At 71.4% G+C, this 23,104-nt stretch carries 16 protein-coding genes and 1 pseudogene; 11 read left to right on the top strand and 6 right to left on the bottom strand.

What is annotated here, in order from left to right:
- Nucleotides 1–47 precede the first annotated feature (47 nt).
- Nucleotides 48–1,319 (top strand): phosphotransferase, encoded by a 1,272-nt coding sequence (locus tag E3O49_RS18125; RefSeq protein ID WP_134365252.1) that lies wholly within the window; start codon nt 48–50, stop codon nt 1,317–1,319.
- On the opposite strand, the gene E3O49_RS18120 is transcribed toward E3O49_RS18125, so the two are convergent.
- Nucleotides 1,211–4,594 carry an ATP-dependent DNA helicase gene (locus E3O49_RS18120; protein WP_134365251.1) on the bottom strand — a complete coding sequence of 1,128 codons (3,384 nt, stop codon included), beginning with the start codon at nt 4,592–4,594 and terminating at the stop codon, nt 1,211–1,213. The genes E3O49_RS18125 and E3O49_RS18120 overlap by 109 nt on opposite strands.
- Entirely contained in the window at nt 4,591–7,875 is a 3,285-nt protein-coding gene (locus E3O49_RS18115) for an ATP-dependent helicase (RefSeq protein WP_134451028.1), read from the bottom strand. The genes E3O49_RS18120 and E3O49_RS18115 overlap by 4 nt, the downstream gene beginning before the upstream one ends.
- A 98-nt stretch (nt 7,876–7,973) precedes the next feature.
- Here E3O49_RS18115 and E3O49_RS18110 point away from each other — a divergent pair, with 98 nt between their 5' ends.
- Nucleotides 7,974–8,198 carry a DUF3107 domain-containing protein gene (locus tag E3O49_RS18110; RefSeq protein ID WP_134365249.1) on the top strand — a complete coding sequence of 75 codons (225 nt, stop codon included), beginning with the start codon at nt 7,974–7,976 and terminating at the stop codon, nt 8,196–8,198.
- Nucleotides 8,199–8,205: 7 nt separating this feature from the next.
- Complete coding sequence (locus tag E3O49_RS18105; protein WP_134451026.1) at nt 8,206–8,514, top strand: hypothetical protein; 309 nt, start codon at nt 8,206–8,208, stop codon at nt 8,512–8,514.
- Between the two features lie 161 nt (nt 8,515–8,675).
- Here the strand turns inward: E3O49_RS18105 and E3O49_RS18100 are convergent, their stop codons facing one another.
- Nucleotides 8,676–9,389: a ferritin-like fold-containing protein gene (locus tag E3O49_RS18100; protein WP_134451024.1), complete on the bottom strand. Its 714-nt coding sequence runs from the start codon at nt 9,387–9,389 to the stop codon at nt 8,676–8,678.
- 203 nt (nt 9,390–9,592) lie between these two features.
- On the opposite strand from E3O49_RS18100, the gene E3O49_RS18095 reads away from it, so the two are divergent.
- Nucleotides 9,593–11,161, top strand: coding sequence for a DEAD/DEAH box helicase (locus E3O49_RS18095; RefSeq protein ID WP_134451022.1), 1,569 nt, complete (start codon nt 9,593–9,595; stop codon nt 11,159–11,161).
- Between the two features lie 714 nt (nt 11,162–11,875).
- Here the strand turns inward: E3O49_RS18095 and E3O49_RS18090 are convergent.
- Entirely contained in the window at nt 11,876–12,745 is an 870-nt protein-coding gene (locus E3O49_RS18090) for a PHP domain-containing protein (RefSeq protein ID WP_134365561.1), read from the bottom strand.
- A gap of 111 nt (nt 12,746–12,856) precedes the next feature.
- Between E3O49_RS18090 and E3O49_RS18085 the strand changes: the two genes are divergently transcribed.
- Entirely contained in the window at nt 12,857–13,918 is a 1,062-nt protein-coding gene (locus tag E3O49_RS18085) for an endonuclease/exonuclease/phosphatase family protein (protein ID WP_174235671.1), read from the top strand.
- Between the two features lie 175 nt (nt 13,919–14,093).
- A complete protein-coding gene (locus E3O49_RS18080) occupies nt 14,094–15,635 on the top strand; it encodes an aminopeptidase P family protein (RefSeq protein ID WP_134365562.1) in 1,542 nt (513 codons plus the stop codon).
- Nucleotides 15,636–15,718: 83 nt separating this feature from the next.
- On the opposite strand, the gene E3O49_RS18075 is transcribed toward E3O49_RS18080, so the two are convergent.
- Nucleotides 15,719–16,333 (bottom strand): general stress protein, encoded by a 615-nt coding sequence (locus E3O49_RS18075; protein WP_134365563.1) that lies wholly within the window; start codon nt 16,331–16,333, stop codon nt 15,719–15,721.
- A gap of 54 nt (nt 16,334–16,387) precedes the next feature.
- Here E3O49_RS18075 and E3O49_RS18070 point away from each other — a divergent pair, with 54 nt between their 5' ends.
- The 4 genes from E3O49_RS18070 to E3O49_RS18055 are packed head-to-tail and all read left to right on the top strand — an operon-like array spanning nt 16,388 to nt 21,108.
- On the top strand, nt 16,388–17,719 hold the full coding sequence (locus tag E3O49_RS18070) for a magnesium transporter MgtE N-terminal domain-containing protein (RefSeq protein WP_134365564.1): 1,332 nt from the start codon (nt 16,388–16,390) through the stop codon (nt 17,717–17,719).
- On the top strand, nt 17,706–18,296 hold the full coding sequence (locus tag E3O49_RS18065; protein WP_134365565.1) for a DUF1003 domain-containing protein: 591 nt from the start codon (nt 17,706–17,708) through the stop codon (nt 18,294–18,296). Before E3O49_RS18070 ends, E3O49_RS18065 begins: the two co-directional genes overlap by 14 nt.
- Nucleotides 18,289–19,464 carry an Mrp/NBP35 family ATP-binding protein gene (locus tag E3O49_RS18060; protein WP_134451020.1) on the top strand — a complete coding sequence of 392 codons (1,176 nt, stop codon included), beginning with the start codon at nt 18,289–18,291 and terminating at the stop codon, nt 19,462–19,464. Before E3O49_RS18065 ends, E3O49_RS18060 begins: the two co-directional genes overlap by 8 nt.
- Before the next feature lie 9 nt (nt 19,465–19,473).
- Nucleotides 19,474–21,108, top strand: a complete 1,635-nt coding sequence (locus tag E3O49_RS18055; protein WP_134402940.1) for a succinic semialdehyde dehydrogenase — start codon at nt 19,474–19,476, stop codon at nt 21,106–21,108.
- Nucleotides 21,109–21,368: 260 nt separating this feature from the next.
- Here E3O49_RS18055 and ppk2 read toward each other — a convergent pair.
- Nucleotides 21,369–22,196: pseudogene (ppk2, locus tag E3O49_RS18050) on the bottom strand (polyphosphate kinase 2); the annotation flags it as partial.
- Between the two features lie 123 nt (nt 22,197–22,319).
- On the opposite strand from ppk2, the gene E3O49_RS18045 reads away from it, so the two are divergent.
- Nucleotides 22,320–23,051 carry an IclR family transcriptional regulator gene (locus tag E3O49_RS18045; protein ID WP_241976006.1) on the top strand — a complete coding sequence of 244 codons (732 nt, stop codon included), beginning with the start codon at nt 22,320–22,322 and terminating at the stop codon, nt 23,049–23,051.
- Nucleotides 23,052–23,104 lie beyond the last annotated feature (53 nt).

Raw genomic sequence — 23,104 nt, 5'->3', positions numbered from 1 at the left:
CGTGGCGAACGACCGCGCCGGGAGGAAGTCGACCTAACCTAGAAGGTATGGTCAGATCCCCTCTCACTCTAGCCGCGCTGGCCACTGCCGCCGTTCCCGGACTGGACGTCGTCCGGGCCCGGTCCTACGGCTCCAGCGCACGCACTCCCGGAGCCAACGGCTCCTTCGATTCCGCCCTGCTGATCGACACCGAGGGACGGTCGCTGATCATCCGCGTACCGGTCTCCCAGGCCGCCGAAACGGAGCAGTCCGCCGACCTCGTGGCCCTGCGCGCCCTCACGGTCGGCACCCGCAGCCGCCTCCCCTTCGACGTGCCCGAGTTCGTGGGCCAGGCCCCGCTCAGCGGCACCCGGGCCGTCGTCTACGAGCTGCTGGACGGCGACTCGTTCGACGCGGATGCCCTGACCGGCCACGCCGGCGTGTCCGGGTCGATCGGGCGTGCCATCGCCGCGATCCACGGTCTGCCGACCGCATTCGTGGGCACCGCCGGCCTCCCCCAGCAGAGCGCGCAGGACTGCCGCACCGGGGCCATCGACCTGATCGACCGCGCATCAGCCACCGGTTACCTCCCCGCCGCCCTCCTCCGCCGGTGGGAGCAGGCCACGGACGACGATTCCCTGTGGCAGTTCGCTCCGTGCGTGGTGCACGGCTCGCTGTCCGCCGACTCGTTCTTGATCAGCGAGGACTCCGTCTCCGGCGTGCTCGGCTGGTCGGCGCTCAGCGTGGGCGACCCGGCCCGCGACCTGCACTGGCTGCTCGCCTCCCGCGGGGCGGCCGGCGAAACCGCCGTCGCCTCCTACGCGACCGCCCGCCAGGGCAACGATCCGCGGATCACGCAGCGCGCGATGCTCTACGCCGAACTGGAGCTGGCCCGCTGGCTGCTGCACGGCACGGACACCCGCAACCAGGGCATCGTCGACGACGCCGTCGCCATGCTCGACGGGCTGGTCGACAACGTACACCGGAGCGCCTCGCATCCGTTGTCCCCCGACACCGGCCCTATCCTCGACGTCGCCGGCGTCGAGAACATGCTGGCCTCGACACCGCGGAACACCCCTCGGCGCGACCTCAGCTCGTCGCTGCACACGGATGCCTACAACCTCTCCGACTTCGGGCCGAGCGAGTTCGCCGATGACGACGACGCCGACGGAGCCACCCGGGACCGCACCGGTGCGGGTGCGGCCTCGTCCGCCGGGGCGGCGCCCGCCGGTCATGGAGCCGACGCGGTCACCGGCCCCATCGACATCGTGGCGGGCTCCGCCAGCGACACGGCCGGCCGGACCGACGACCAGGCCCGCACCAGGTCCTCCTCCGAGTAGAGCCGGGCGGGCGCGACGATCGTGTCGTCCGCGACGAAGTAGAACACCGCGTCCACGAGACCTGGGTCGATGCCCTTCCAGCGCGCGTACGCGAGCCGGTAGAGGGCCAGTTGCGTCTGCTTGAGCTCGAGGTCCGCCGCATTCTTCGGCGCCCGGCCGGTCTTCCAGTCCACGACCTGGTACCCGGTCTCCGTGCGGTAGACCGCGTCCAGCTTGCAGACGAAGACCTGCCCGGCCAGCACGTGGTGGATCTCGATCTCGACGTCCTCGGGCGCCAGAGCAGCCCACGGTGACTGCTCGAAGGTGCGCTGCAGCCGCTCGAGCTGCGCCTGCTCCAGGGGCTGGTTCTGGTCGAGGTCCAGGTCGAACGCGTCCGGGTCGAGGTCGCCCAGGTCCAGTTCGTTCTCGCCCGCGTCGATCAGGTCGCCGCCGGACGCCCCGCCGGCGCGCTGCTCCACCCAGGAGTGGAAGAGGGTGCCGAGCCGGGTGGCCCGGTAGGGCCGTTCCGGCATCGGCCGCCGCAGCCGGGCGGCCACCCCGTCGGGGTCGTCGAGGTAGTCCTTGAACCGGGAGGCCGGGATGCGGGTCGGCGGCGGGGCCCAGGCCGCGCCGGCGAGCCGCAGCGCACGCTCCTCGAGCAGGAGGGTGACCGCGTGGGTCCAGCGGGTCTCCCGGTCGGAGCCGTCGGAGTCCGCCTCCCCGTTGACCCGGGCCGCGGCGGCCTCGACCAGCGCCCGCCGGGCGCCGAGGGGGTCGAACGGCCAGAGTTCGGCGCTGTCCTGGTCGGCGCCGGGCAACTCGTCGTCGACACTGCCCTCCGGCAGCGGGTCGATCAGGCCGGCCTCGGCCAGTTCCGCCAGGTACCGGCTGGGCTTCCGCACGGTGGTGCCGCCGCCCCAGAACGAGCCGGTCAGGAGGAGCTCGCGCTGGGCCCTGGTCGTGGCCACGTAGATCAGGCGACGCTCCTCGTCGTCGTGGCGGGCCGCGAGCTGCTCCTTGTAGGCGAGGAACTCGGTCTCGTACGACAGCTGGGTCTCGTGCTCGCGCCAGGCCAGCTCCGGCAGTTCGGCCCGGTCGCCCCGGAACGGGTAGGGCAGTTCGCCGAAGCGCAGCCAGCCGGAGCCCTCCCTGGTCTGGGCCGGCAGGCTCTTCTCGGTCAGGTTGGGGATGGCGACGTAGTCCCATTCGAGCCCTTTGGCCCCGTGGATGGTGAGCAGCTGCACGGTGCCGTGCTCGCTCATCTCGAGCCGCGGGCCCATGTCGTCCGCGAGGGCCGCCCGGTCCAGCCAGCGCAGGAAAGCGGAGAGGCTGCCCTGCTCGTCGCTGGCCAGGAACGCGGAGACGGTGTCGTGGAAGGCGTACAGGTTGGCCAGGCCGAGGCCGTTCGACTCGTTGGCGACCAGTTCGACGTCGAGCAGGAGTTCCTGTTCGATCAGCCGCACGAAGTCGAGCAGCGGCAGGCCGGCCCGCGCTCGGAGCCAGGCCAGCTGGCGTCCGGCCGCGCGCACCCGGGAGCGGCCCTGGTCGCTGAAGCCCTGCAGTTGCCCGTGCGTCTCCGGCGCCGAGGCGACGAAATCGAGGGCGTCGACGAGGGAAGCGCCCTCGTCGACGGCGACGGATGCCCGCATCTTGTCTTTGAGGTCCTGGGTCACGGCCTGCTGCGCCCAGTCGTGCGCGGCCAGCCAGCGGGCCACGGCGGCGAGGTGCTGCAGGTCGCGCGGGCCCACCCGGTAGCGGCCGCTGCCGAGCAGCCGCACCAGCTCGCTGCCGGCGGAGGGGTCGTGCACGACCCGCAGCACGCACACGACGTCGGTGACCTCGGGGGTGGACAGCAGCCCGCCGAGGCCGAGCACGTGGGCCCGGACGCCCCTCTCGCGCAGCACCTCGGCGAAGTATTCCATGTCCCGGCGGGCCCGGAACAGCATCGCGCCGGACCGCTCGCTGCCCGGCGGCAGGCGCGTCGCGAACCAGTCCGCCACCGCGCGGGCCTCGTCGGCCATGGTCTCCCGCATCGAAGCCTCGACCCGGCCGGATTCTTTGCCGGCCGGCACCTTGAGCGTGTCCACCTGGATGCCGTCGGGCCGGGCGCGCAGTGCGTCGCTCAGCGGGGACACCAGGGCGTTGGCGACGTCGAGCACGGCGACCGGGTTGCGCCAGGTATAGGAGAGACTCATCGACGGCGCCTCCCGGTTGGAGAGGCCCGCGAAGCTCTGCGAGAAGCCGAGCAGGTTGGCGGAGCTGGCCCCGCGCCAGCCGTAGATGGACTGGTGCGGGTCGCCCACGGCCATCACCGGGTGCCGGCTGAAGAGGGTGTGCAGCAGTTCTGTCTGCAGCACGGAGGTGTCCTGGTATTCGTCGAGCAGCACCACCCGGTACTGGTCGCGGTAGCGGGTGACGACCTGCTCGACCTTCTGGCAGACCTGCAGGGCCAGGGCGACCTGGTCGGAGAACTCGATCAGCCCCAGGCGTCGTTTCTCGCTGCTGTACCGTTCGGCCAGCTCGAACAGGACCGGCAGGGGTTCCACTGCCGCGAGGGACTCCACGACCGAGGAGTACGGGATCTTCTTGCGCGGGTTGCCGTAGGGCAGGTCCCGCAGGTAGGCAAAACCGTGCGCCAGCCCGGCCAGGTCGTGCGGGGCGGTCGCCTCGCCGGAGACGAACCGCGGGGGGTTCTCGGCGAGGGAACGGCTGAAGGAGAGCACGGCATCCGTCACCAGGTCGAGCTTCTTGCCGAACGGGACGAGCCGGTTGTCGCCGTGCTCGATCACGACCCGCCGGGCGAGGAGCCAGGCGCTGGTCTCGCTCAGCAGCACCGATTCGGGCTCGCGGCCGAGGAGCAGGGCGTTGTCGGTGAACAGGCGGCTGGCGAACGAGTTGTAGGTGGAGACGGTGGGCGCGTTGAACAGGTCGGAGGAGTCGATCGTGACCTGGTCGGCGGCGGGCCGGGGCGGCGCGGGCAGCAGGCCTTTCGCGTCGAGCTGGCCGATGCGGGTGCGGATGCGGTCGTTCAGCTCGCCGGCGGCCTTGCGGGTGAAGGTGAGTCCGAGGATCTGGTCGGGCCTCGCGTGGCCGTTGGCGAGCAGCCAGAGCACCCGGTTGGCCATGGTCTCAGTCTTGCCGCTCCCGGCCCCGGCGACCACGAGGGTCGGCGCCAGGGGCGCCTCGATCACCGCCTGCTGCTCGCGGGTGGGCGGGAACATCTCGAGCGCCTCGGCGATGCGAAGGGCGGAGATCTGGACGGCGGAGTTGGGCGCCGGGATGAGGGACTGGTTCATGCGCTGACCTGCTTGATGACGTGGATTCGGCAGGACCCGTGCGAGCGCGGGTCGAGGCAGTGGGAACTGATTTCGGCGACGAAGGTGGCGGCGCCCATGCCGACGGCGTCCGCGCCGACCCGGGCGCGGAAGGCCGCGAGCTCATCGGGGCTGAACGTGGGCTGGGTGGGGTTGCGGTAGTTCTGTTTGACGGTGCCGCTGGACACGATCAGGAGGCGGGCCCCGGCGAGGTCCGTGCCCTCCGGGATGCCGTCGATGGCACCCTCGTTGAAGGCAAGCTGGTAGGCGCCGAGCTGCGGGTGGTCGACCACCCCGGCATCGCTGGTGGGGTCGCCGCGGCCGGTCTTCAGGTCGACGATCACGGCGCGCCCGTCGCCGAGCCGTTCGACCCGGTCGACCGTGCCGGAGAGCACGGCTCCGCCGACGTCGAGCTGGAAGGTACCCTCCGCGCTGAGCAGGCTGCCGCCGCCGCGCTCGAAGTCGAGCAGGTAGGAGGCCAGCCGGTCGGTGAGGGCCCGGGCCTCGACCTTCTGCACCCGGGACTGCCACTCGGCGTCGAACTGCAGTTCGCCCCAACGCGCCTCGACCCCCTGCCACAACGACTCCGGGCTCCGGTCGGTGGAGTCCTCCATCACCTTGTGGATGATCGTGCCGAGGTTCGCGGCCGTGTTGGAGGTGCCGCCGCCGACCTGCCCGATCACCCAGTGCAGCGGGCAGGTCTCGAACGCGGCCATCCGCGACGGCGAGACGCGCACCGGCTGGTCGCCGGCATCCGGGTCGTTCAGGGGGCGCAGTGTGCTCGGCGGGGTCATGCCGTACCACTGGCCGGGGGCGGCGCCGGGCACGTTTTCGCGGGCGAGCCGGGCGAGGGTGGCCGCGGCATCCGTTGCCCGCCTGGCGGTGTCGTCGTCGTGACGCACCGAGGCGCCGGCCCGGGTGAGGTCGCGGGTGAGGTCGCGGCGGAGCCGGCCCACGAGCCCGCGCAGGGACAGAGGGTACCGGCTGATGTCGGCCGGGTCGAGGCTGTCGTCGACGACCGGATCGGGCAGCAGCCGCAGGAAGACCGACGGCTGGTTCTCCTCGTTGTCGATCGCGCTCACCAGCAGTTCGGTGCGGGCGCGGCTGGCCGCCTGGGCGAACATCCGCAGTTCGTCGTGCAGCACGGCGGTGCGCTCCCCCGCCTCCTGCGGGTCCTGCCCTGAGGCGAGCGCGGCCAGGTCGCCGGCGCCGAGCAGGGACCCACGGATACGCAGGTCGGGCCAGACGTTCTCCTGCACCCCGGCGAGCACGACCAGGTCGAAGTCGCGGCCGATCATCCCGCTCGGGGTGGAGATGACGACCGCGTCGCCGAGGGCGCGAGGGGCCAGAGTGTCTTCGGGCACGTCGGTGTCGACGAGGTGCCCGACGAAGAGAACCGGCGGGGCGGCCGGGGTGCGCTCCACGTAGCGCTGCGCGGCGGAGAAGAGGGCGACCACGGCGTCGAGGTTGTGGTTGGCCTCGTCGGCGACGATTCCGGTGCCGGCCGCCTGTTCCTTCCATTCCCGGGCCAGGCCGCTGCGCTGCCACAGCCCCCAGAGGAGTTCTTCGATGGTCGCCCCGGCCGCGTGCTCCACGGCGGCGGTGCGCAGGCTCTCCCCGCAGCTCGCGGCCCGGCGGGCCGTGCGATTGTCGATGCCGGCCAGCAGGCTCGGGGTGGTGAGCGCCTGCACCAGGAGCTCGTCTGCGCTGCGGTAGGCGGCGGGGGCGGCGTCGGTAGCGTCGGTAGCGTCGGCGCCGAGATCCTGCTGGCGCAGGGCGGCGCGGAGGCGCCGGAGGGTGATCGGGTCGAGGCCGCCGAGCGGGCCGCGGAGCAGTTCGACCGCGGTCTCCGCGTTCAGGCTCCGGCGGCCCAGGGTGAGGTCGAGGGCGAGGATGAAGGCCTTGACCGCGAACTCGTCGCGGAGCGCGGTCTGCGCCGAGGACACCTGGGTGGGCACCTCCAGGGCGGCGAGCCCCCGGGACAGGGACGGCACCAGCGACCCGCTGCGCACGATGACCGCCATCTCGCCCCACGGCACGCCGTCGATCACGTGCCGTTCCCGCAGCCGGCGGGCGATCAGGGCGAGCTGGTCGGCGGGGCTGCCGGCCAGCATGGTCTGCACCCGGCCGGGCTCCGCGGGCTCGGCGCGATCGGCGCCGGGCTCGGCGGTGGGCTCGGCGCTCGGGGCGAACCGCTGCGTGCCGGCCGAGGCGGCGCCGATGCGATGCGTGATCTCCCGGACCACGCCACGGATGACGCCGTCGTGCCGGTACACCGTGCCGAGCACCAGGGTCGGCAGCGCCGGGGCGCCGAGGTAGGCGCCGAGGCGACCGAGGGCATCCGGGTGCGCGCCGTGGAAGGACCCGGTGCTGATGTCGGGGTCGCCGAACGCCACGATGCCGACGCCGCGGGCCCGGAACTGGGCCAGGAGTGTCAGATTTGCCTGGGTGAGCTCCTGCGCGTCGTCGAGCACGATCAGGCGGAGGCCGCCGAGGGTGCCGAGCACGCACGTCCCGGCCGGGGCCCCGGCCACCACGGCCGCCGCGAACTGGGCCAGCTCGGTTGAGTCGTACTGTCCGGGCCTGGTCTGGTCTTTCACCTCTTCATAGCCGCGGATGAACTCGGCGGCGGCCACCCATTCCGGGCGCTGCGTGCGCCGGCCGAGGTCCGCCAGGCCACCCGGGGTGACGCCGTACTCGACGGCGCGCATCATCAGGTCGCGCAGCTGCGTGCGGAAACCGCGGAGGCCCCGGACGTCGGCGCTGAGGGTGGCCGGCCACTCGGGACCGGTGCCCTCGATCCGGTGGCCCTCCAGCAGTTCGGCGATGATCTGGTCCTGTTCCCCGCCGGTCAGCAGGGTGGGGGGCGGGCCGCCCGCCCGGGTGACGGCGTCCCGCACGATCTGGAAGGCGACGGAGTTGGCGGTGCGCGCGAGCGGGCCGTTGGTCGGCACGCCGAGCCGCAGGGCGAGACGGTCGCGCAGGGCCGTGGCGCCCATGCGCGTGGGCACCAGCACGAGAATCTCGCTGGGCGAGTACCCCTGGCGCAGCACGCAGTCGGCCACCAGCTCGACCAGGGTGGTGGTCTTGCCGGTGCCGGGGGCGCCGACCACGGCGGCGCTCACCGCAGGGCTGACGCCGACACCCGCGGTCGCGCCGTCGCTCGGATTCCCGCCCGCGACGAGTCGCAGCACGGCGCGCTGGGAGTCGTCGAGAACGCGGGAATCGACGTCGGCCGGGAGCGGGATTGCCTGGGTTGTCACGTTTTCAAAGCTAGCGGGTTGCGCCGACAGTGAACGATGTCGGGCAGCCGCGCGGTTCTGTCGTAATCTGGGCGCTTAGGCAACGAAAGGCGCATCTGGTGGATATCCGCATTGGCATCTTCAACTCTCCCCGTGAGATTGGCTTCGAGACCTCACAGCCCGCGAACGAGATCGAGGAAACGGTTGCGGCCGCCCTCGCCGGTCAGACCGGGTACCTGAAGCTCTCCGACAGCAAGGGACGCGTCTACATCGTTCCCACCATCGGTCTCGCGTATGTGGAGCTGGGCTCCGAGGAGTCCCGCCGCGTCGGCTTCGTCGCCTAACCGGTCCATGGAACTCCTCTTCATCGCCCTCGGCGGCGCGGTGCTGGGGCTCGCGGCGCGCTATGCGCTGCCCGGGCGCCACACGCACGGCTCGGTGCTGGTGCCGGCCATCGGCACGATGATCGCGGCCGTCGTCTGGGTCGCCCTGACCTGGCTCGGCCTGGCCTGGGACCAGGGCTGGATCTGGTGGGTCACCCTCGGGGTGGCCGCACTGGCATCCGTCGGCGCCGACCTGGTCGTGACGCGTTCGCGCACCCGCGGCGACGAACGGATGCTGCACACCCTGATGAGGTCCGGCCAGCCGCACCACGCCTGACCGGCTGGTCCGTCCGTGCTGGTCCGCCCGAGCTGGTCCGCCCGAGCTGGTCCGCCCGAGCTGGTCCGCCCGAGCTGGTCCGCCCGAGCTGGTCCGCCCGAGCTGGTCCGTCGTCAGGCGGCTGCTCCGGTCGTCACGCGGTCAGACGATCGGGCGCTGCCTCAGGCGGTCAGGCCGAGGCCGTCCATCCGGCGCGTGTGCGCGGCGATGAGTTCGGTGTACACCGGTTCGATCCGGTCCTCGTCCGGGGTCTGCCCCGGGGTCGGCAGCGCCGAGCGGGCGACCAGGAGTGTGTCGCCGACCAGTCGTCGACCCCAGAGCGCCAGGTGCGAGCCGAGCGCCGGGTTGGCAGTGATGGCCGCCTTGAGGTGGGTGACGAGCACGTCCGTGCCGGCGTCCTGGCCGAGCAGGTGCGCCACCCGCGGCCCCACGTCGCCGGGCAGCCCGGCGGACAGCCGGATGAAGAAGTCGTCGAGCAGGCCTCCGGCGAGGTAGCAGGTCAGCAGCAGCTCGTGCCAGTCGGCGCCGGCCGTCTCGGAGCGGAACAGGTCGAGTCCGGCCGTGAAGGGGGCCATCACCTCGGAGGGCTCCCCGCCGCGGCGACGGATCTCGGCGACCAGTCCCTGGTGCTTGGACAGGGCCCGTCCGGCGGCGGCGCTCAGCGCCTCCTTCGCAGCGAGGTCGGGGGCGATCGCGATCGCGCGGGAGAGGTTCTCGAACATCCCCAGCTCGAAGTAGGCCGCCTGACCGAGGTAGGGCAGCAGCTCGGGCGTGAAGCCGGCGATGTCCACTTTCTTGGTCGACTGACGTTCCGCCCGCCTCGACGGCCGGGGAGCCTCCACGCGCTTCGTGCGCCGATCAATCCACGAGATCACACGCTCAGCTTAGGACAGTGCCCCGCGCCGATCACCGCTGGCGCGCTCGGGTCGGGCCATTCGACTCGCCGTGGTGCGGTATAAGCCAGTTCACAGGGCCGCCCGATATGGTTGGACCACGCCATCGGCAGGGATCGGTGGCCAGGTGCCCGAAGCAAAAGACGGGCGCATCCCGCTTCCAGCTAATGACAAGGCAATAATTCGTGACTTTCTCCGAACTCAATATCGACCAGGACATGGTCCAGGCTCTCGCTGATAAAGGCATCATCGAGCCCTTCCCGATCCAGGTGCAGACCATCCCCCTCGCCCTCTCCGGCCAGGACATCATCGGCCAGGCCAAGACCGGCACCGGCAAGACCCTCGGCTTCGGCCTCCCGATCATCCAGCGCCTCGGACTCGACCCGGCACCGGGCGTGCAGGTGCTCGTCGTCGTCCCCACCCGCGAGCTCTGCGTGCAGGTCTCCGAAGACCTCGAAATGGCCTCCGGCAACCGCAACACCAAGGTCGTCTCGATTTACGGCGGCAAGGCCTACGAGGGCCAGATCGAAGCCCTCAAGGCCGGCGCGCAGATCGTCGTCGGCACCCCCGGCCGGCTGCTCGACCTGGCCAGCCAGCGCCTGCTCAGCCTCGCCAACGTGACCGAGATGGTGCTCGACGAGGCCGACAAGATGCTCGACCTCGGCTTCCTCGCCGACATCGAGAAGCTGTTCTCGCAGACGCCCTCCACCCGCCACACGATGCTGTTCTCGGCGACCATGCCGGGCCCGATCGTCGCCCTGGCGCGCCGGTTCATGAACCGGCCCATTCACATCCGTGCCAGCGACCCCGACGAGGGCCTGATGCAGGCCAACATCGAGCACCTCGTCTACCGTGCGCACAACATGGACAAGGACGAGGTGATCGGCCGCATCCTGATGGCCGACGGCCGCGGCAAGACCGTCATCTTCACCCGCACCAAGCGGGCCGCCGCCAAGCTCGTCGAAGAACTCGGCGACCGCGGCTTCAACGCCACCGCCGTGCACGGCGACCTGAACCAGGAACAGCGCGAGCGCGCCATGGCCTCGTTCAAGGCGGGCAAGAAAGACATCCTGATCGCCACGGATGTCGCCGCCCGCGGCATCGACGTCGACGACGTCACCCACGTGATCAACCACACCATCCCGGAAGACGAGAAGGCGTACCTGCACCGCGTGGGCCGCACGGGCCGCGCCGGCAAGACCGGCATCGCCGTCACGTTCGTCGACTGGGACGACATGCACAAGTGGACGCTGATCAACAACGCGCTCGACTTCGGCACGCCGGTTCCGATGGAGACGTACTCCTCCTCACCGCACCTCTACACCGACCTGAACATCCCCGCCGGGTCGAAGGGACGCCTGCGCGCCTCGCCGATCCGCGAAACCGCGGCCAGCGCGGGCCGCTCCGACGCCGGCCGCTCGGCCGGCGGACGCACCGGCGGCGCCGGACGATCCGGTGCCGCAGGCTCCGACGCGGGACGCTCCGACTCGGGACGCTCCGCTGCGGGACGCTCCGGTGCCGGCCACTCCGACGCCGCTCGGTCCGGCGCGAGCCGCTCCGGCGAGCAGGCCGGGGGCCGCCCGCCACGCTCCCGCACCCGCGTCGGCTCGGGCACGAACCCGGATGCCCCGGCCACCGCGCCCGCCGCCGGGACCCACGATGGCGGAGGAGCCGAGCACCACGACGGCAACAGCGCACCGCGCCGCCGCAGCCGTACCCGTCGCCACGCCCCGCAGGCCGGCACCCCCAGCTAACCAGCTGCTGCGGACACGACAGCGCCCCCGCTTCGGCGGGGGCGCTGTCGTGTCCGCGCCCCCTGGTCGATCGCCACGCGTCAAGCCGGTCGAGACCCCGCGCTCCAGCGGTTGCCGGCCCCGCGGCATCCCTCGTGCTCGCGGCGCACCTTGCGGCTCGCGGCGCACGTTAGACCATGCGCCCCGGGCCACATCGTGCGCCCCCAGACCGGCCACCGGATGCTGACCGCCCGGACCGGACGTGCGCAGGGTGGCCGGAACCCTGCACGCGGCATCCGTTGCAACGACAGTCGTCGAATCGGAAACGCTGTATCCGTCGTTACCTAAACTCGGGCATATTCGCGACACGCCGCCTTCGCGAGCGGCTCAGACCGCGTGGCGCGAAAAAGTTCGAGTAAAGAAACGCTGACGGACGCTGAGCTGCCCGACCGTAGACCCCTCCGATTCCCGACCGACATCCGGTCTGGACTCCTCCCCGTCCTCATCCCCGTCCACCTACCGGTCCACCTAAGTGCCGACGGCCGAACGAATTCGACGGAGATTTTGCATTAAAAAGCCCAATTTCGGCCTGAAATGGCCGGTTCGCCTCAAAATCTCCGTCGAATTGGTTCGGAGCTCGTGTTTGGGAGCGGGAGCGGGGGCGGGAGCGGGGGGCGGGAGCGGGGACGGGGACGGCGGGAGCGGGAGCGGGGACGGCGGGAGCGGGAGCGGGCGTCAGCCGTAGACCGGCTCGGCACCCGTGGCCTGCTCGATGATGCGCTCGAGTACCTCGGGAGCGGTCGTGTTCTCCCCCAGGCGGTTGGGCTTGCCCTCGCCGTGGTAATCGCTGGACCCGGTGACGAAGAGTCCGTACTTCTCGGCGAGCTCGTAGAGCCTGGCTTTCGCCTCCGGCCGGTTCTCCCGGTGCTCGAGCTCGAGGCCGAACAGTCCAGCCTCGACCAGCCGGGCCAGGTTCGCTTCCTGGATCACGTCGTCCACGCCCCGCGTCGCCGGGTGCGCGATGACCGGCACTCCCCCGGCGGCCCGCACCAGGGCGATGGCCCGCTGCGGTTCGGGCGCGTAGTGCGGCTGGTAGTAGCCGGCGTCCCAGTGCAGGATGCCCGCGAACGCCTCACTCCGGGTGAGCGCGAAGCCGCGCGCCACCAGGGCGTCGGCGATGTGCGGGCGGCCGACCGTCGCATCCGGGGTCGTCTGCTCGAGCACGTCGTCCCAGGTGAGGGCGTAGTCGGCGCCGATGCGTTCCACCATCTGCTCGGCGCGCACGAGCCGGGCCTGCCGCACGCGGGCGGTCTCGGCCACGATGCCGGCGTCGGACGGGTCGAACAGGTAGGCCAGCATGTGCACGCTGGCGAACCCCACCCGGGTGCTGAACTCCATGCCGGGAATGAGCGTGATCCCCTCGGCGCGCGCGGCGCCGGCGGCCTCGACCCAGCCGGCGGTGGAGTCATGGTCGGTGAGGGCGACCGTGCCGAGTCCGGCGGCCTTGGCGGCCCGCACGAGCTGCGACGGGGTTTCGGTGCCGTCGGAGACACTCGAGTGCGTATGCAGGTCAATCGGACTGCGGAATCGACGCTCACCTGGCATCCCCCCATGTTAGTTGCAGCCGCGCGGGTGCAGGCGTGTGGGCACCGCCGCGGTGCTGCAGCCGCAACGACGGAGGCTTCGCCCAGCCGGCTCGTCTAGCGTGGTCTGGCCATGACCCGACTGCTGACCGCCCTGACCGTTCCACTCGTCCTGGCGACCGCCGCCGCGCTGGCCGTGCTCGGCTGGCCGCAGTTGTTCAGGCTGCAGAACACCTGGGTGGCCGCGCACGCCGTGTCCCTGCGCGGACTCGAGGCGGCCGTGGCCGTCGGTGCCGTGGTGCTGGCCCTCGTGCTGTTGCTGTTCACGCGCGCCCGCCCGCTTCGTCGCCTGCTCGGCGCCCTGATCGTGCTCCTGCTGCTGTTCGGCGCCGGCAACGCGGGCCTCCTGATCGTGCGCGGGCTCGGCACCCGGGTACCTGCCACTGCCGCCACTGCCACAGCCACCGAGACGACGGATGCCGTCACCGTGCTCAGCTGGAACACGCTCGGCGACGCTCCGGGTGCCGCCGCCATCGCAGCGCTCGCCCTCGAGCAGGGCGCCGACGTCGTGACCCTGCCGGAGACCACCGAGGCGACCGGGGAGGCCGTCGCGGAGGCCATGAAGGCCGGCGGACGCCCGATGTGGGTGCACACCCTCGCCTTCGACCAGATCTCGAAGGCACGCTCCACGACCCTGCTGATCAGCCCGGACCTCGGCGACTACAGGGTTGCGAACGCGGCCGGTTCCGGGCCGCCGGGCAACACGAACGTTCTGCCCACGGTGGTCGCGGTCCCGGCCGACGGCACCGGTCCGACCATCATCGCCGTGCACGCCGTCGCCCCGATCCGGTTCGAGATGTCCAACTGGCGCTCGGACCTCGACTGGCTGGCCACCCAGTGCGGCGGCGGGAATGTGATCATGGCCGGGGATTTCAATGCGACGGTTGACCATTTGAGCGGCCGGGAGGCATCCGTGGGCGCCGTTCTCGGCCGCTGCCGGGACGCCGGCCTGGCGACGGGCTCGGGCGCGGTGGGCACCTGGCCGGCTTTCGCGCCTGCCCTGCTCGGCGCCCCGATCGACCACGTGCTCTCGACCCCGAACTGGCAGACGCAGAGCATGAGGGTGATCGAGACCGAGGATGCCGCAGGCAGCGATCACCGCCCCCTCGTCGCCACGCTCTCCCCCGCCCCTTGATCCCGCCCCTTGATCCCGCCCCCTGAACCCGCCCGCCTGATCCCGCCCCCGGAATCCGCCCGCTTGATCCCCGATCGGCCCGGCCAGAGTGCCCGTTTCGGTCGAGAGTGGCCGGTGCGCGGGTCACTCTCGACCGGAACAGGCACTATGCGGGGAGCAATGGGACAATGGCCGTATGGCTCATTCCACCGAAACCGCGATCACCCCCGCCCCGCGCACGAACGAGAACCGCTCGACCACGCCCGGTTCGGCGGGGTTCAAGGACTACATCTCCAGCGGCTGGGCCGAACGCGCCGAGGTCGTGCCGCCGGCGCGTGAGCAGGCAGGCTTCGCCGCCGCCCGCCGCGCCCGCCTCTCCGCGATGTACCCGGGGCAGCGCCTGATCGTCCCGGCCGGACGTCTGAAGCAGCGTTCCAACGACACCGATTACGCGTTCCGCGCGCACTCTGCGTTCGCCCACCTCACCGGGTGGGGCAGCGACGCCGAGCCCGGCGCCGTGCTGGTGCTCGAGCCCACTGCCGACGGCCACGACGCGACCGTCTACTTCCGTGAGCGCGCCGGGCGCGACTCGGACGAGTTCTACGCCAACTCCGAGATCGGCGAGTTCTGGATCGGCCCGCGCCCGTCGATCGCCCAGGTCGCCGGTGACCTCGCGGTCTCCGTGCGCGGCATCGCCGACCTGGCCGCCGTCTTCGCCGCGGTCGACACCGAAACGCTCGTGCTGAGGGAGGCCGACCCGGCCCTGACCGACGACGTGGACGAGGCCCGCCTCCGCTTCGCCGCCGAGAAGGTGCTCACCACGAACGCGGCCGATTCCCCGTTCAGCCTCGAGATCAACGCCGAACACGAACCGGACGACCACTTCGCTCGGGACCTGTCCGAGTTGCGCCTGGTCAAGGATTCCTACGAGATCGCCCAGATGCGCCTCGCCGTGGCGGCCACCGCGCGCGGCTTCGAGGACGTCATCCGCGACCTGCCCCGCTCGAGCGCGCACCTGCGCGGCGAACGACTGGTCGAGGGCGTGTTCAACACCCGCGCCCGGTCCGACGGGAACGCCGTCGGCTACGACACCATCGCGGCCTCCGGCCCGCACGCCTGCATCCTGCACTGGACCCGCAACGACGGCGCCGTGGTGCCGGGCGACCTGATCCTGATCGACGCCGGCGTCGAGGTCGACAGCTACTACACCGCCGATATCACCCGCACACTGCCCGTGGACGGCACCTTCACCGAGGTGCAGCGCCGCGTCTACGAGGCCGTGCGCGAGGCAGCGGATGCCGCGTTCGCCGTCGCGAAACCCGGCGCGGTGTTCCGCGACGTGCACGCCGCCGCGATGGAGGTCATCGCCCGCCGCACCGCGGAGTGGGGCATGCTACCCGTCACCGCCGAGGAAGCCCTGCTGCCCGACAACGGCCACCACCGCCGGTACATGGTGCACGGCACCAGCCACCACCTGGGCCTCGACGTGCACGACTGCGCCCAGGCACGCCGCGACATGTACATGGACGGCGTGATCGAGCCCGGCATGGTGTTCACGATCGAACCCGGCCTGTACTTCCAGCCCGACGACCTGACGGTGCCCTTGGAATACCGCGGCATCGGGGTGCGCATCGAGGACGACGTGCTGATCACCGCCGACGGCCCCGAGAACCTCTCGGCCGGCATCCCCCGCTCCGCGGCCGACGTCGAGGCCTGGATCGCGACCCTCACCGCCTAAAGCCCTTCTCGCCCGTCGCGAGAGCGCGAAGAACGCCCCTTCACGAACCGTGAAGGGGCGTTCTTGCGTTGCAGCCGGCGCCGCTACACGCTGTCGCGGGACGGCGGCGCGAACGGGGCTGCGGGCGGCGCAGCGGGCGGCTCGGTCGGCGGGGCGGCGGAGTACGGCGGCTCCGACGGATGCGGCAGGGGCGCCGCGGCGACGTCGGCGACGTGCCCGTGCAGGAGGTTGCGCGCCCGATTGACCAGGGCCGACTCGACGATCACCTGGTAGTTGCTCGCGATGACCTGCATGGTGGAGGTGAAGTCGCGGCGGCGACGGTTGAGCCCGTAGCTGACCAGCCCGAACAGCATGCCGAACCCGGCGCCGATCAGCACGGCGGCCAGCACGAACGGCAGGCCGGCCCCGGCGGGCGAGAAGATGAAGAACAGCAGTCCGAAGAAGACGCCCAGCCAGGCCCCGGATGCCGCCCCGGCGAGCGCGACGCGCCCCCAGGTGAGTTTGCCGGTGACCCGCTCGACGCTCTTGAGGTCGTTTCCGACGATGGAAAGCTGCTTCACGGGGAAGTCGGCCTTCGCCAGCTGGTCCACGGCTTCCTGCGCCTCGAAGTACGTCGCATACGTCGCCAGGACCTCGCCTTTGGGCAGAACGGGGAACAATGCGGGGCTCCGCCCGCCGAACGGACTCTGGTTACTCATGGCGCCATTCTCCCACAGGACCGATATCCCCTGAAGGTGGCCTAGATTTGTACTGTGAGTGCCACCAGAGTCTTTGTTGCCCGTTTGGCCGGGTGTACCGTTTTCGACCCCGCGGGAGACCGCGTGGGCAAGGTCCGCGACGTGTTGGTGGTCTACCGAAAAAACGACCCGCCCCTCGTCGTCGGCCTGATCGTGGAGATCCCGGGCAAACGCCGCGTGTTCGTCTCCATCGGACGGGTCACCAGCATCGGCTCCGGCCAGATCATCACGACCGGCCTGATCAACGTTCGCCGGTTCGAGCAGCGCGGCGGCGAAGTGCGCGTCATCGCCGAGATGCTCGGCCGCACGGTCGTCTTCAACGACGGCTCGGGCGAAGCGACGATCGAGGACGTCTCGATCGAGCAGGCCCCGCAGGGCGGCTGGGCGATCAGCCAGCTCTTCGTGCGCCGGCCCAAGACCAGCCTGTCCCTTTTCGCCAAGGGCGCCACGACCTTCGCCGCCTGGAACGAGGTGCGCGAGCAGACCACCGCCGGCCAGGCCCAGTCGGCCGAACAGCTGATCGCGACCTACTCCGACCTCAAACCAGCCGACCTCGCGAACACGCTGCTCGACCTGCCGCCGGAGCGCATGCACGAGGTCGCCGGCGAGCTGCCGGACGGCCGCCTCGCCGACGCGCTCGAGGAGATGCCCGAGCGCGAGCAGGTCAGCATCCTGACCCGGCTCGGCGACGCCCGCGCCGCCGACGTTCTCGACCACATGCAGCCCGACGACGCCGCGGACCTGATCGCGCAGCTGCCGGAAGAACTCGGCGAGCAGCTGCTCGACCTGATGGAACCGGAGGAGGCCGACGACGTCCGCTTCCTGCTGACCTACGCCCCCGACACGGCGGGCGGCCTGATGACGCCGGAGCCGATCATCGTCTCGGCCGATGCCACCGTCGCGGAGGGGCTCGCGCTCATCCGTCGCCACGATCTGGCCCCGGCCCTCGGCGCGGCCATCTGCGTCACCCTGCCGCCTTACGAGCCGCCGACCGGCCGCTTTCTCGGCATGGTGCATTTTCAACGGATGCTGCGCTACCCGCCCCACGAACGCCTCGGCACGCTGCTCGACCAGGGTCTCGATCCCGTCACCGCTGACACGTCGGCGGCGGAGGTCACCCGCATCCTCGCCAGCTACGACCTCGTCTCCGTGCCCGTCGTCGACGACAACCACCGACTCGTCGGGGTGGTGACGATTGACGATGTCCTCGACTATCTGCTGCCCGACGACTGGCGCAGCCACGACGGCAACGACGATGTGCGCCGCCGGGCCGCCGCCCGCACCGAACTGACCACGGGAAGCATCCCGCTGCAACACGGAAGGAGGACCGGCAATGGCCCGAGCTAACCGCTCCGATCTCCGTCTCGACTCACCGAAGGGTCTCCGCACCCCCGCCCTCGGCCGCAAGCGCCGCCGTAACCGCGACCGCGCCAGCCGCGACCGGTTCGGCCGCTTCACCGAGGCCATCGCCCGCGCCATGGGCACGCCCTGGTTCCTGCTCGGGCTGACCTTCTTCGCCGTGGGCTGGATCGCCTGGAACACGCTGGCCCCGCCGGCGTGGCGCTTCGACTCCGTCTCGCTCGGCTTCATCGCGCTCACCCTGGTCCTGTCGATGCAGGCCTCCTACGCGGCGCCGATGATCCTGCTGGCGCAGAACCGCCAGGACGACCGCGACCGGGTGCAGTTCGAACAGGACCGGCAGCGCGCCGAACGCAACCTCGCCGACACGGAATACCTCGCCCGCGAGGTCGTGGCCCTGCGCCTCGGGATGAAGGACCTCGCGTCGAAGGATTTCCTCCGGTCCGAACTGCGAGCCCTGCTCGAGAACCTGGAAGAACGCGAGGATCAGGACAAGCCCGCGCGGAAGCGCTCCCGCAAGGGCGACCGTGACCGCGACCGGGACGAGCGGTCGCCGGGTGCCTGATTTCTCCGCCGACCAGGTCCTGACGGCTCTGGGCCGGGTGATCGACCCCGAAATCCGCAGGCCGATCACCGACCTGGACATGGTCGCCGGGGTCGACGTCGTCGACGGCCACGCCGCCGTCGGCATCCGCCTGACCATCGCCGGTTGCCCGGCCGCCCGCCAGATCGAGCGCGACGTGCTCCAGGCCGCGGAGTCCGTGGCCGGGGCCGGCAACGTCACCGTGGACGTGACCGTGATGACCCCCGAACAGCGCCGGGCCATGACGGAGAAGCTCCGCGGCGGCGCAGCGCAGCGCAGCAACCAGTTCGGTCCCACGTCACTCACCCGGGTCTACGCCATCACCAGCGGCAAGGGCGGCGTCGGCAAGTCGACCATCACCGCGAACCTGGCCGTCGCGCTGGCCGCGCGCGGGCTGCGGGTCGGCATCGTCGACGCGGATGTCTACGGGTTCTCGATCCCCGGACTGCTCGGTCTCGTCACCGCGCCCTCCCCCGAGACGGGCAAGGCCGCCGCGGTGAAGCCGACCCAGGTGGGCGAGATGATCCTGCCGCCGATCGCCTTCGACGTGAAGGTCATCTCGATCGGCATGTTCGTCGAGGACGCGTCCGTCGCGGTGGCCTGGCGCGGTCCGATGCTGCACCGCACCATCACCCAGTTCCTCACCGACGTCTACTTCGGCGACCTGGACATCCTGCTGCTCGACCTGCCGCCGGGAACCGGAGACGTGGCCATCTCCATCGGCCAATTGCTCCCCCAGGCCGAGGTCATCGTCGTCACGACCCCGCAGCCGGCCGCCGCCGACATCGCCGAACGCAGCGGCGTCGTCGCCCGGCAGACCGGCCAGAGCATCTACGGCGTGATCGAGAACATGGCGGGCATCGTGCAGCCGGACGGCAGCGTGCTGGAGCTGTTCGGGTCGGGCGGCGGCGCGGAGGTCGCCCGCCGGCTCGGCGCCGGCCAGGATGCTCCCGTTCCCCTGCTCGCGCAGGTGCCGCTGAGCGTGCCGCTGCGAAGCGGCGGGGACAGCGGGGTGCCCGTGGTGCTGGGCGACCCGGACGACCCAGCGGCCATCGCCATCCGGGCGGTCGCCGACCGGCTCGCCACCCGGGCCAGGGGCCTCTCCGGGATGAATCTCGGCGTCACTCCCCGGCAGCCGCCGCCCGCCTAGACTGCGGGCATGCCTGCCTCCCCACCGAACCCGCCTGTCCCCTCCCCGCGGAACCCCGCCGCGCTGACCCCCGCCGCGTCGACTCCCGCCACGCTGCTTCCCGCCAGGCTGGGCGCCGCCGACATCGCCGCGCTCACCCGGGACATCCGTTCGCGGGCGGGCGCCACGATCGCGGTGATCACCCCGTTCACAGGCGAGCTGCTGCACGACCTGCCGGTCAGCCGAGTCAGCGATGTGCAGGAGGCCTACACCCGGGCGCGCCTCGCCCAGCTGGCCTGGGCGCGGGCCGGGTTCACCCACCGCCGCGCGGTGCTCCTGCGCGCCCACGACCTGATCCTCGAGCGCACCGAGCTGCTGCTCGACATCGTGCAGGCGGAGAGCGGGAAGACCCGCGGCCAGGCTTTCGAGGAGGTCGTCCAGGCGGCCGGCGCCACGCGGTACAACGCCATCGCCGCCGGCCGGGTGCTGCGGGGCGATCGGCGCTCCTCCGCCCTCCCCCTCGTGATCACCACGCGGGTGCGCTACCGGCCCAAGGGCACCGTCGGCGTGATCACGCCATGGAACTATCCGCTCAGCCTCGGCGCCATGGACGTGGCCCCGGCCCTGGCCGCTGGCTGCGCGGTGGTGCAGAAGGCGGACGACCAGGGCGCCCTGAGCATCCTCGCCCTACGGCGCGCGTTCATCGACGCCGGGGTCCCCGAGGCCCTCTGGTCGGTGGTCACCGGCGACGGTCCCGAGATCGGCGGCGCGGTCACCGACGCGGCCGACTACATCTGTTTCACGGGTTCGACCGCCACCGGGCGCACGATCGCGGCGCAGGCGGCCGGGAATCTCACCGGCGTCTCCCTCGAACTCGGCGGCAACAACCCTCTGATCGTGCTCGATGACGCCGATCCGGCCCGGGCGGCGGCCGACGCCGCCACGGCCTGCTTCACGGCGATGGGCCAGCTCTGCGTGTCGATCGAGCGCATCTACGTGCAGCGGGGCGTGGCGGACGCGTTCCTGCGCGAATTCGTGGCGGTCACGCGCGCCCTCGTGTCCGGCGCCGCCTACGACTATTCGACGGATGTCGGTTCCCTCACCTCGCAGGCCCAGCTGGACCGGGTGAGCGGGCAGGTGGCCGACGCGGTCGCCGCGGGCGCCGTGCTCGAAGCCGGCGGCCGGGCCCGCCCCGACCTCGGACCCTACTTCTACGAACCGACCGTGCTCACCGGGGTCACCGCCGAGATGGAGTGTTTCGCGTCGGAGACCTTCGGGCCGGTGGTGGCCGTGTCCGTGGTGGACACGGAGCAGGAGGCGATCCTCGCCGCCAACGACAGCGACTACGGGCTCAACGCGTCGGTGTTCTCCGGCTCCGTGCGACGGGCCCTGCGCGTGGCCGCCGGCATCGAGGCCGGCAGCGTGAACATCAACGAGGGATACCGCGGCTCGCTCTCTTCGGTCGCCGCCCCGATGGGCGGGGTGAAGCAGTCCGGCCTCGGCCGGCGCAACGGCCCGGAAGGCCTGCTCCGGTTCGTGGAGCCGGTGACGATCTCGCGCGCGACCGGCATCCTCCAGCTGCCGCGCACCGGCCGTGACTTCGAGCGGCTGGCAGGCCCGATGCTGCTGCTGTCCGCCGCACTGAAGGGCCTCCGGCGGCCCTGAGGCGGAGGCCCTGAGGCCGGGCGTCCGGCGCCGCGCTAGGGGGCTGCGGTCTCCGCCGGGGACCCGGCCTGCCCTGCCGCCGCCTTCCTGGCGGCCTTGTCCTGCTTCGACTTCTCCTGCTTTGACTTTTCCTGCTTCGACTGCGACTTGGACGTCGCCGCCGTCTTCTTGGCGGTCTCCTTGGCGGCCGACTTCGACGCGGACCTCGATTTCGACGCGGACCCCGATTTCGATTTCCTGGACGCGGGCTTCGTCTGCCCCGGCTGGGCCAGCGTCGCGGCGTAGTCCGGAACCGGACGGTTCAGCTCGCGGGGCGGGCGCTCGTAGTCCGCCGCGACGGGCCGCGACGGGATGTTCACCGTGGGCGGTTCACGGTGCTCATACGGCACGATCGACAGGAGGTGGCTGATCATGTTGAGTCGGGCTGCGCGCTTGTCCTCGCTCTCGACCACCCACCAGGGCGCCTCGGGCAGGTCGGTGTGCACGAACATCTCGTCCTTGGCCCGGGAGTAGTCCACCCACTTGGTGATCGAGAACAGGTCCGTCCCCGAGAGCTTCCACCGCCGCATCGGGTCCTTCAACCGAGACCGGAAGCGCGCCTCCTGCTCGTGGTCGGACACCGAGAACCAGTACTTGACGAGCAGGATGCCGTCTTCGACCAGCATCCGTTCAAACAGCGGTGCCTGGTGCAGGAACCGGCGGTACTCGTCCGGCGTGCAGTAGCCCATCACGTGCTCGACGCCGGCGCGGTTGTACCAGGACCGGTCCATCAGCACGATCTCACCGGTCGAGGGCAGGTGCTCGATGTAGCGCTGGAAGTACCACTGCCCGCGCTCGCGCTCGGTCGGCACGGGCAGCGCGACGATGCGAGCGATCCGGGGGTTGAGGAACTCGGTCACCCGCTTGATCGCCGACCCTTTTCCGGCCGCGTCCCTGCCCTCGAAGATCACGACGATCCGGGCCCCGGAATCCTTGACCCACTCCTGCATGGCGACCAGTTCGGTCTGCAAACGCCGCAGTTCGGCGCTGTAGACGGCAAGGTTGACCCGCTTGGGTTTCGTTCGCGGATTCGACTCGGGGTTCGACATGGGCACGCTCCTCATACACCTGGCTTCAGCGTAGCGTGAGCGCCTAGCCCGATCCGGACGGCCTGATTACTCTGTGCAGGACAGGTGTGTCCAGCACCTGCCGACGAACACGGGAGCAGGATCTTGCCACAGCCCCAAACCCTCATTTCGTCGGTCCAGCGCGCGCTCAAGCTGGTGGACATCGTCGCCGACGCGGCCGGGCCGTTGCCGGTGAAGGCCATCGCGCGCGCGTCCGGACTCAGCCTCGGCACCGCCTACAACCTCACCCGCACCCTCGTGCACGAGGGTTACCTGGCCGCCGAGCCGGACGGCCTCGTGCTCGGGGCGCGCTTCCCGAGCCTGCGCGGCGACGACGGTCCCGGCGTGTTCACCGCCTTCGTGCGGCAGACCCTGCGCCGGGTCGCCCGGGAGCACGCCTCACCGGCCCAGTTCACGCGCTACCAGGCCGGCGAGGTGCACCTGGTGGACAGCGTCGACGCCGCCGGGGCGCCCAGGGTCGGCTTCCGGGCCGGTGCACCGCCGGCCGCCGTCGGGCGACAGATCCTGGCCCAGCTCAGCCGGGAGCAGCGCTCTGACTACCTGTCCCGGCATCCGTCGGAGCCGCCGCCCGCGCACTCCGCCGGCAACCGGCGAGTGCTTCGGGGCCAGCGACCACCCGGCACGGATGCCCCCGTTTCGCCCGATCCGGACCGGCTCGCCGCCTGCATCGCGGTCCCGGTTCGCGCCCCCGGCCTGATCGCGGTCCTGGCCGTCTCCGTGCCGGGTGACGGGGTCGACGCCGGAGCCGTGGTGCGGCGGCTGCGGGTCGCCGCCGACATCCTCTCGTGCCAGTTGGGCGCCTCCCCCCTGACCTAGTGGCCCACCGGGTCGCCCACCTCGGCGGCCCTCCCCCGCTCCCCCTCCCGCAC

It is taken from the genome of Cryobacterium shii (assembly GCF_004402595.1).
GTDB classification, from domain to species: domain Bacteria; phylum Actinomycetota; class Actinomycetes; order Actinomycetales; family Microbacteriaceae; genus Cryobacterium; species Cryobacterium shii.
This window is presented reverse-complemented; position numbering and strand designations above follow the sequence as displayed.

Coding starts and splice junctions, on each gene's coding strand:
- E3O49_RS18125 (WP_134365252.1), top strand. CDS start 48: ATGGTCAGATCCCCTCTCACTCTAGCCGCGCTGGCCACTGCCGCCGTT.
- E3O49_RS18120 (WP_134365251.1), bottom strand. CDS start 4,594: ATGAACCAGTCCCTCATCCCGGCGCCCAACTCCGCCGTCCAGATCTCC.
- E3O49_RS18105 (WP_134451026.1), top strand. CDS start 8,206: ATGGAACTCCTCTTCATCGCCCTCGGCGGCGCGGTGCTGGGGCTCGCG.
- E3O49_RS18090 (WP_134365561.1), bottom strand. CDS start 12,745: ATGCCAGGTGAGCGTCGATTCCGCAGTCCGATTGACCTGCATACGCAC.
- E3O49_RS18085 (WP_174235671.1), top strand. CDS start 12,857: ATGACCCGACTGCTGACCGCCCTGACCGTTCCACTCGTCCTGGCGACC.
- E3O49_RS18080 (WP_134365562.1), top strand. CDS start 14,094: ATGGCTCATTCCACCGAAACCGCGATCACCCCCGCCCCGCGCACGAAC.
- E3O49_RS18075 (WP_134365563.1), bottom strand. CDS start 16,333: ATGAGTAACCAGAGTCCGTTCGGCGGGCGGAGCCCCGCATTGTTCCCC.
- E3O49_RS18065 (WP_134365565.1), top strand. CDS start 17,706: ATGGCCCGAGCTAACCGCTCCGATCTCCGTCTCGACTCACCGAAGGGT.
- E3O49_RS18055 (WP_134402940.1), top strand. CDS start 19,474: ATGCCTGCCTCCCCACCGAACCCGCCTGTCCCCTCCCCGCGGAACCCC.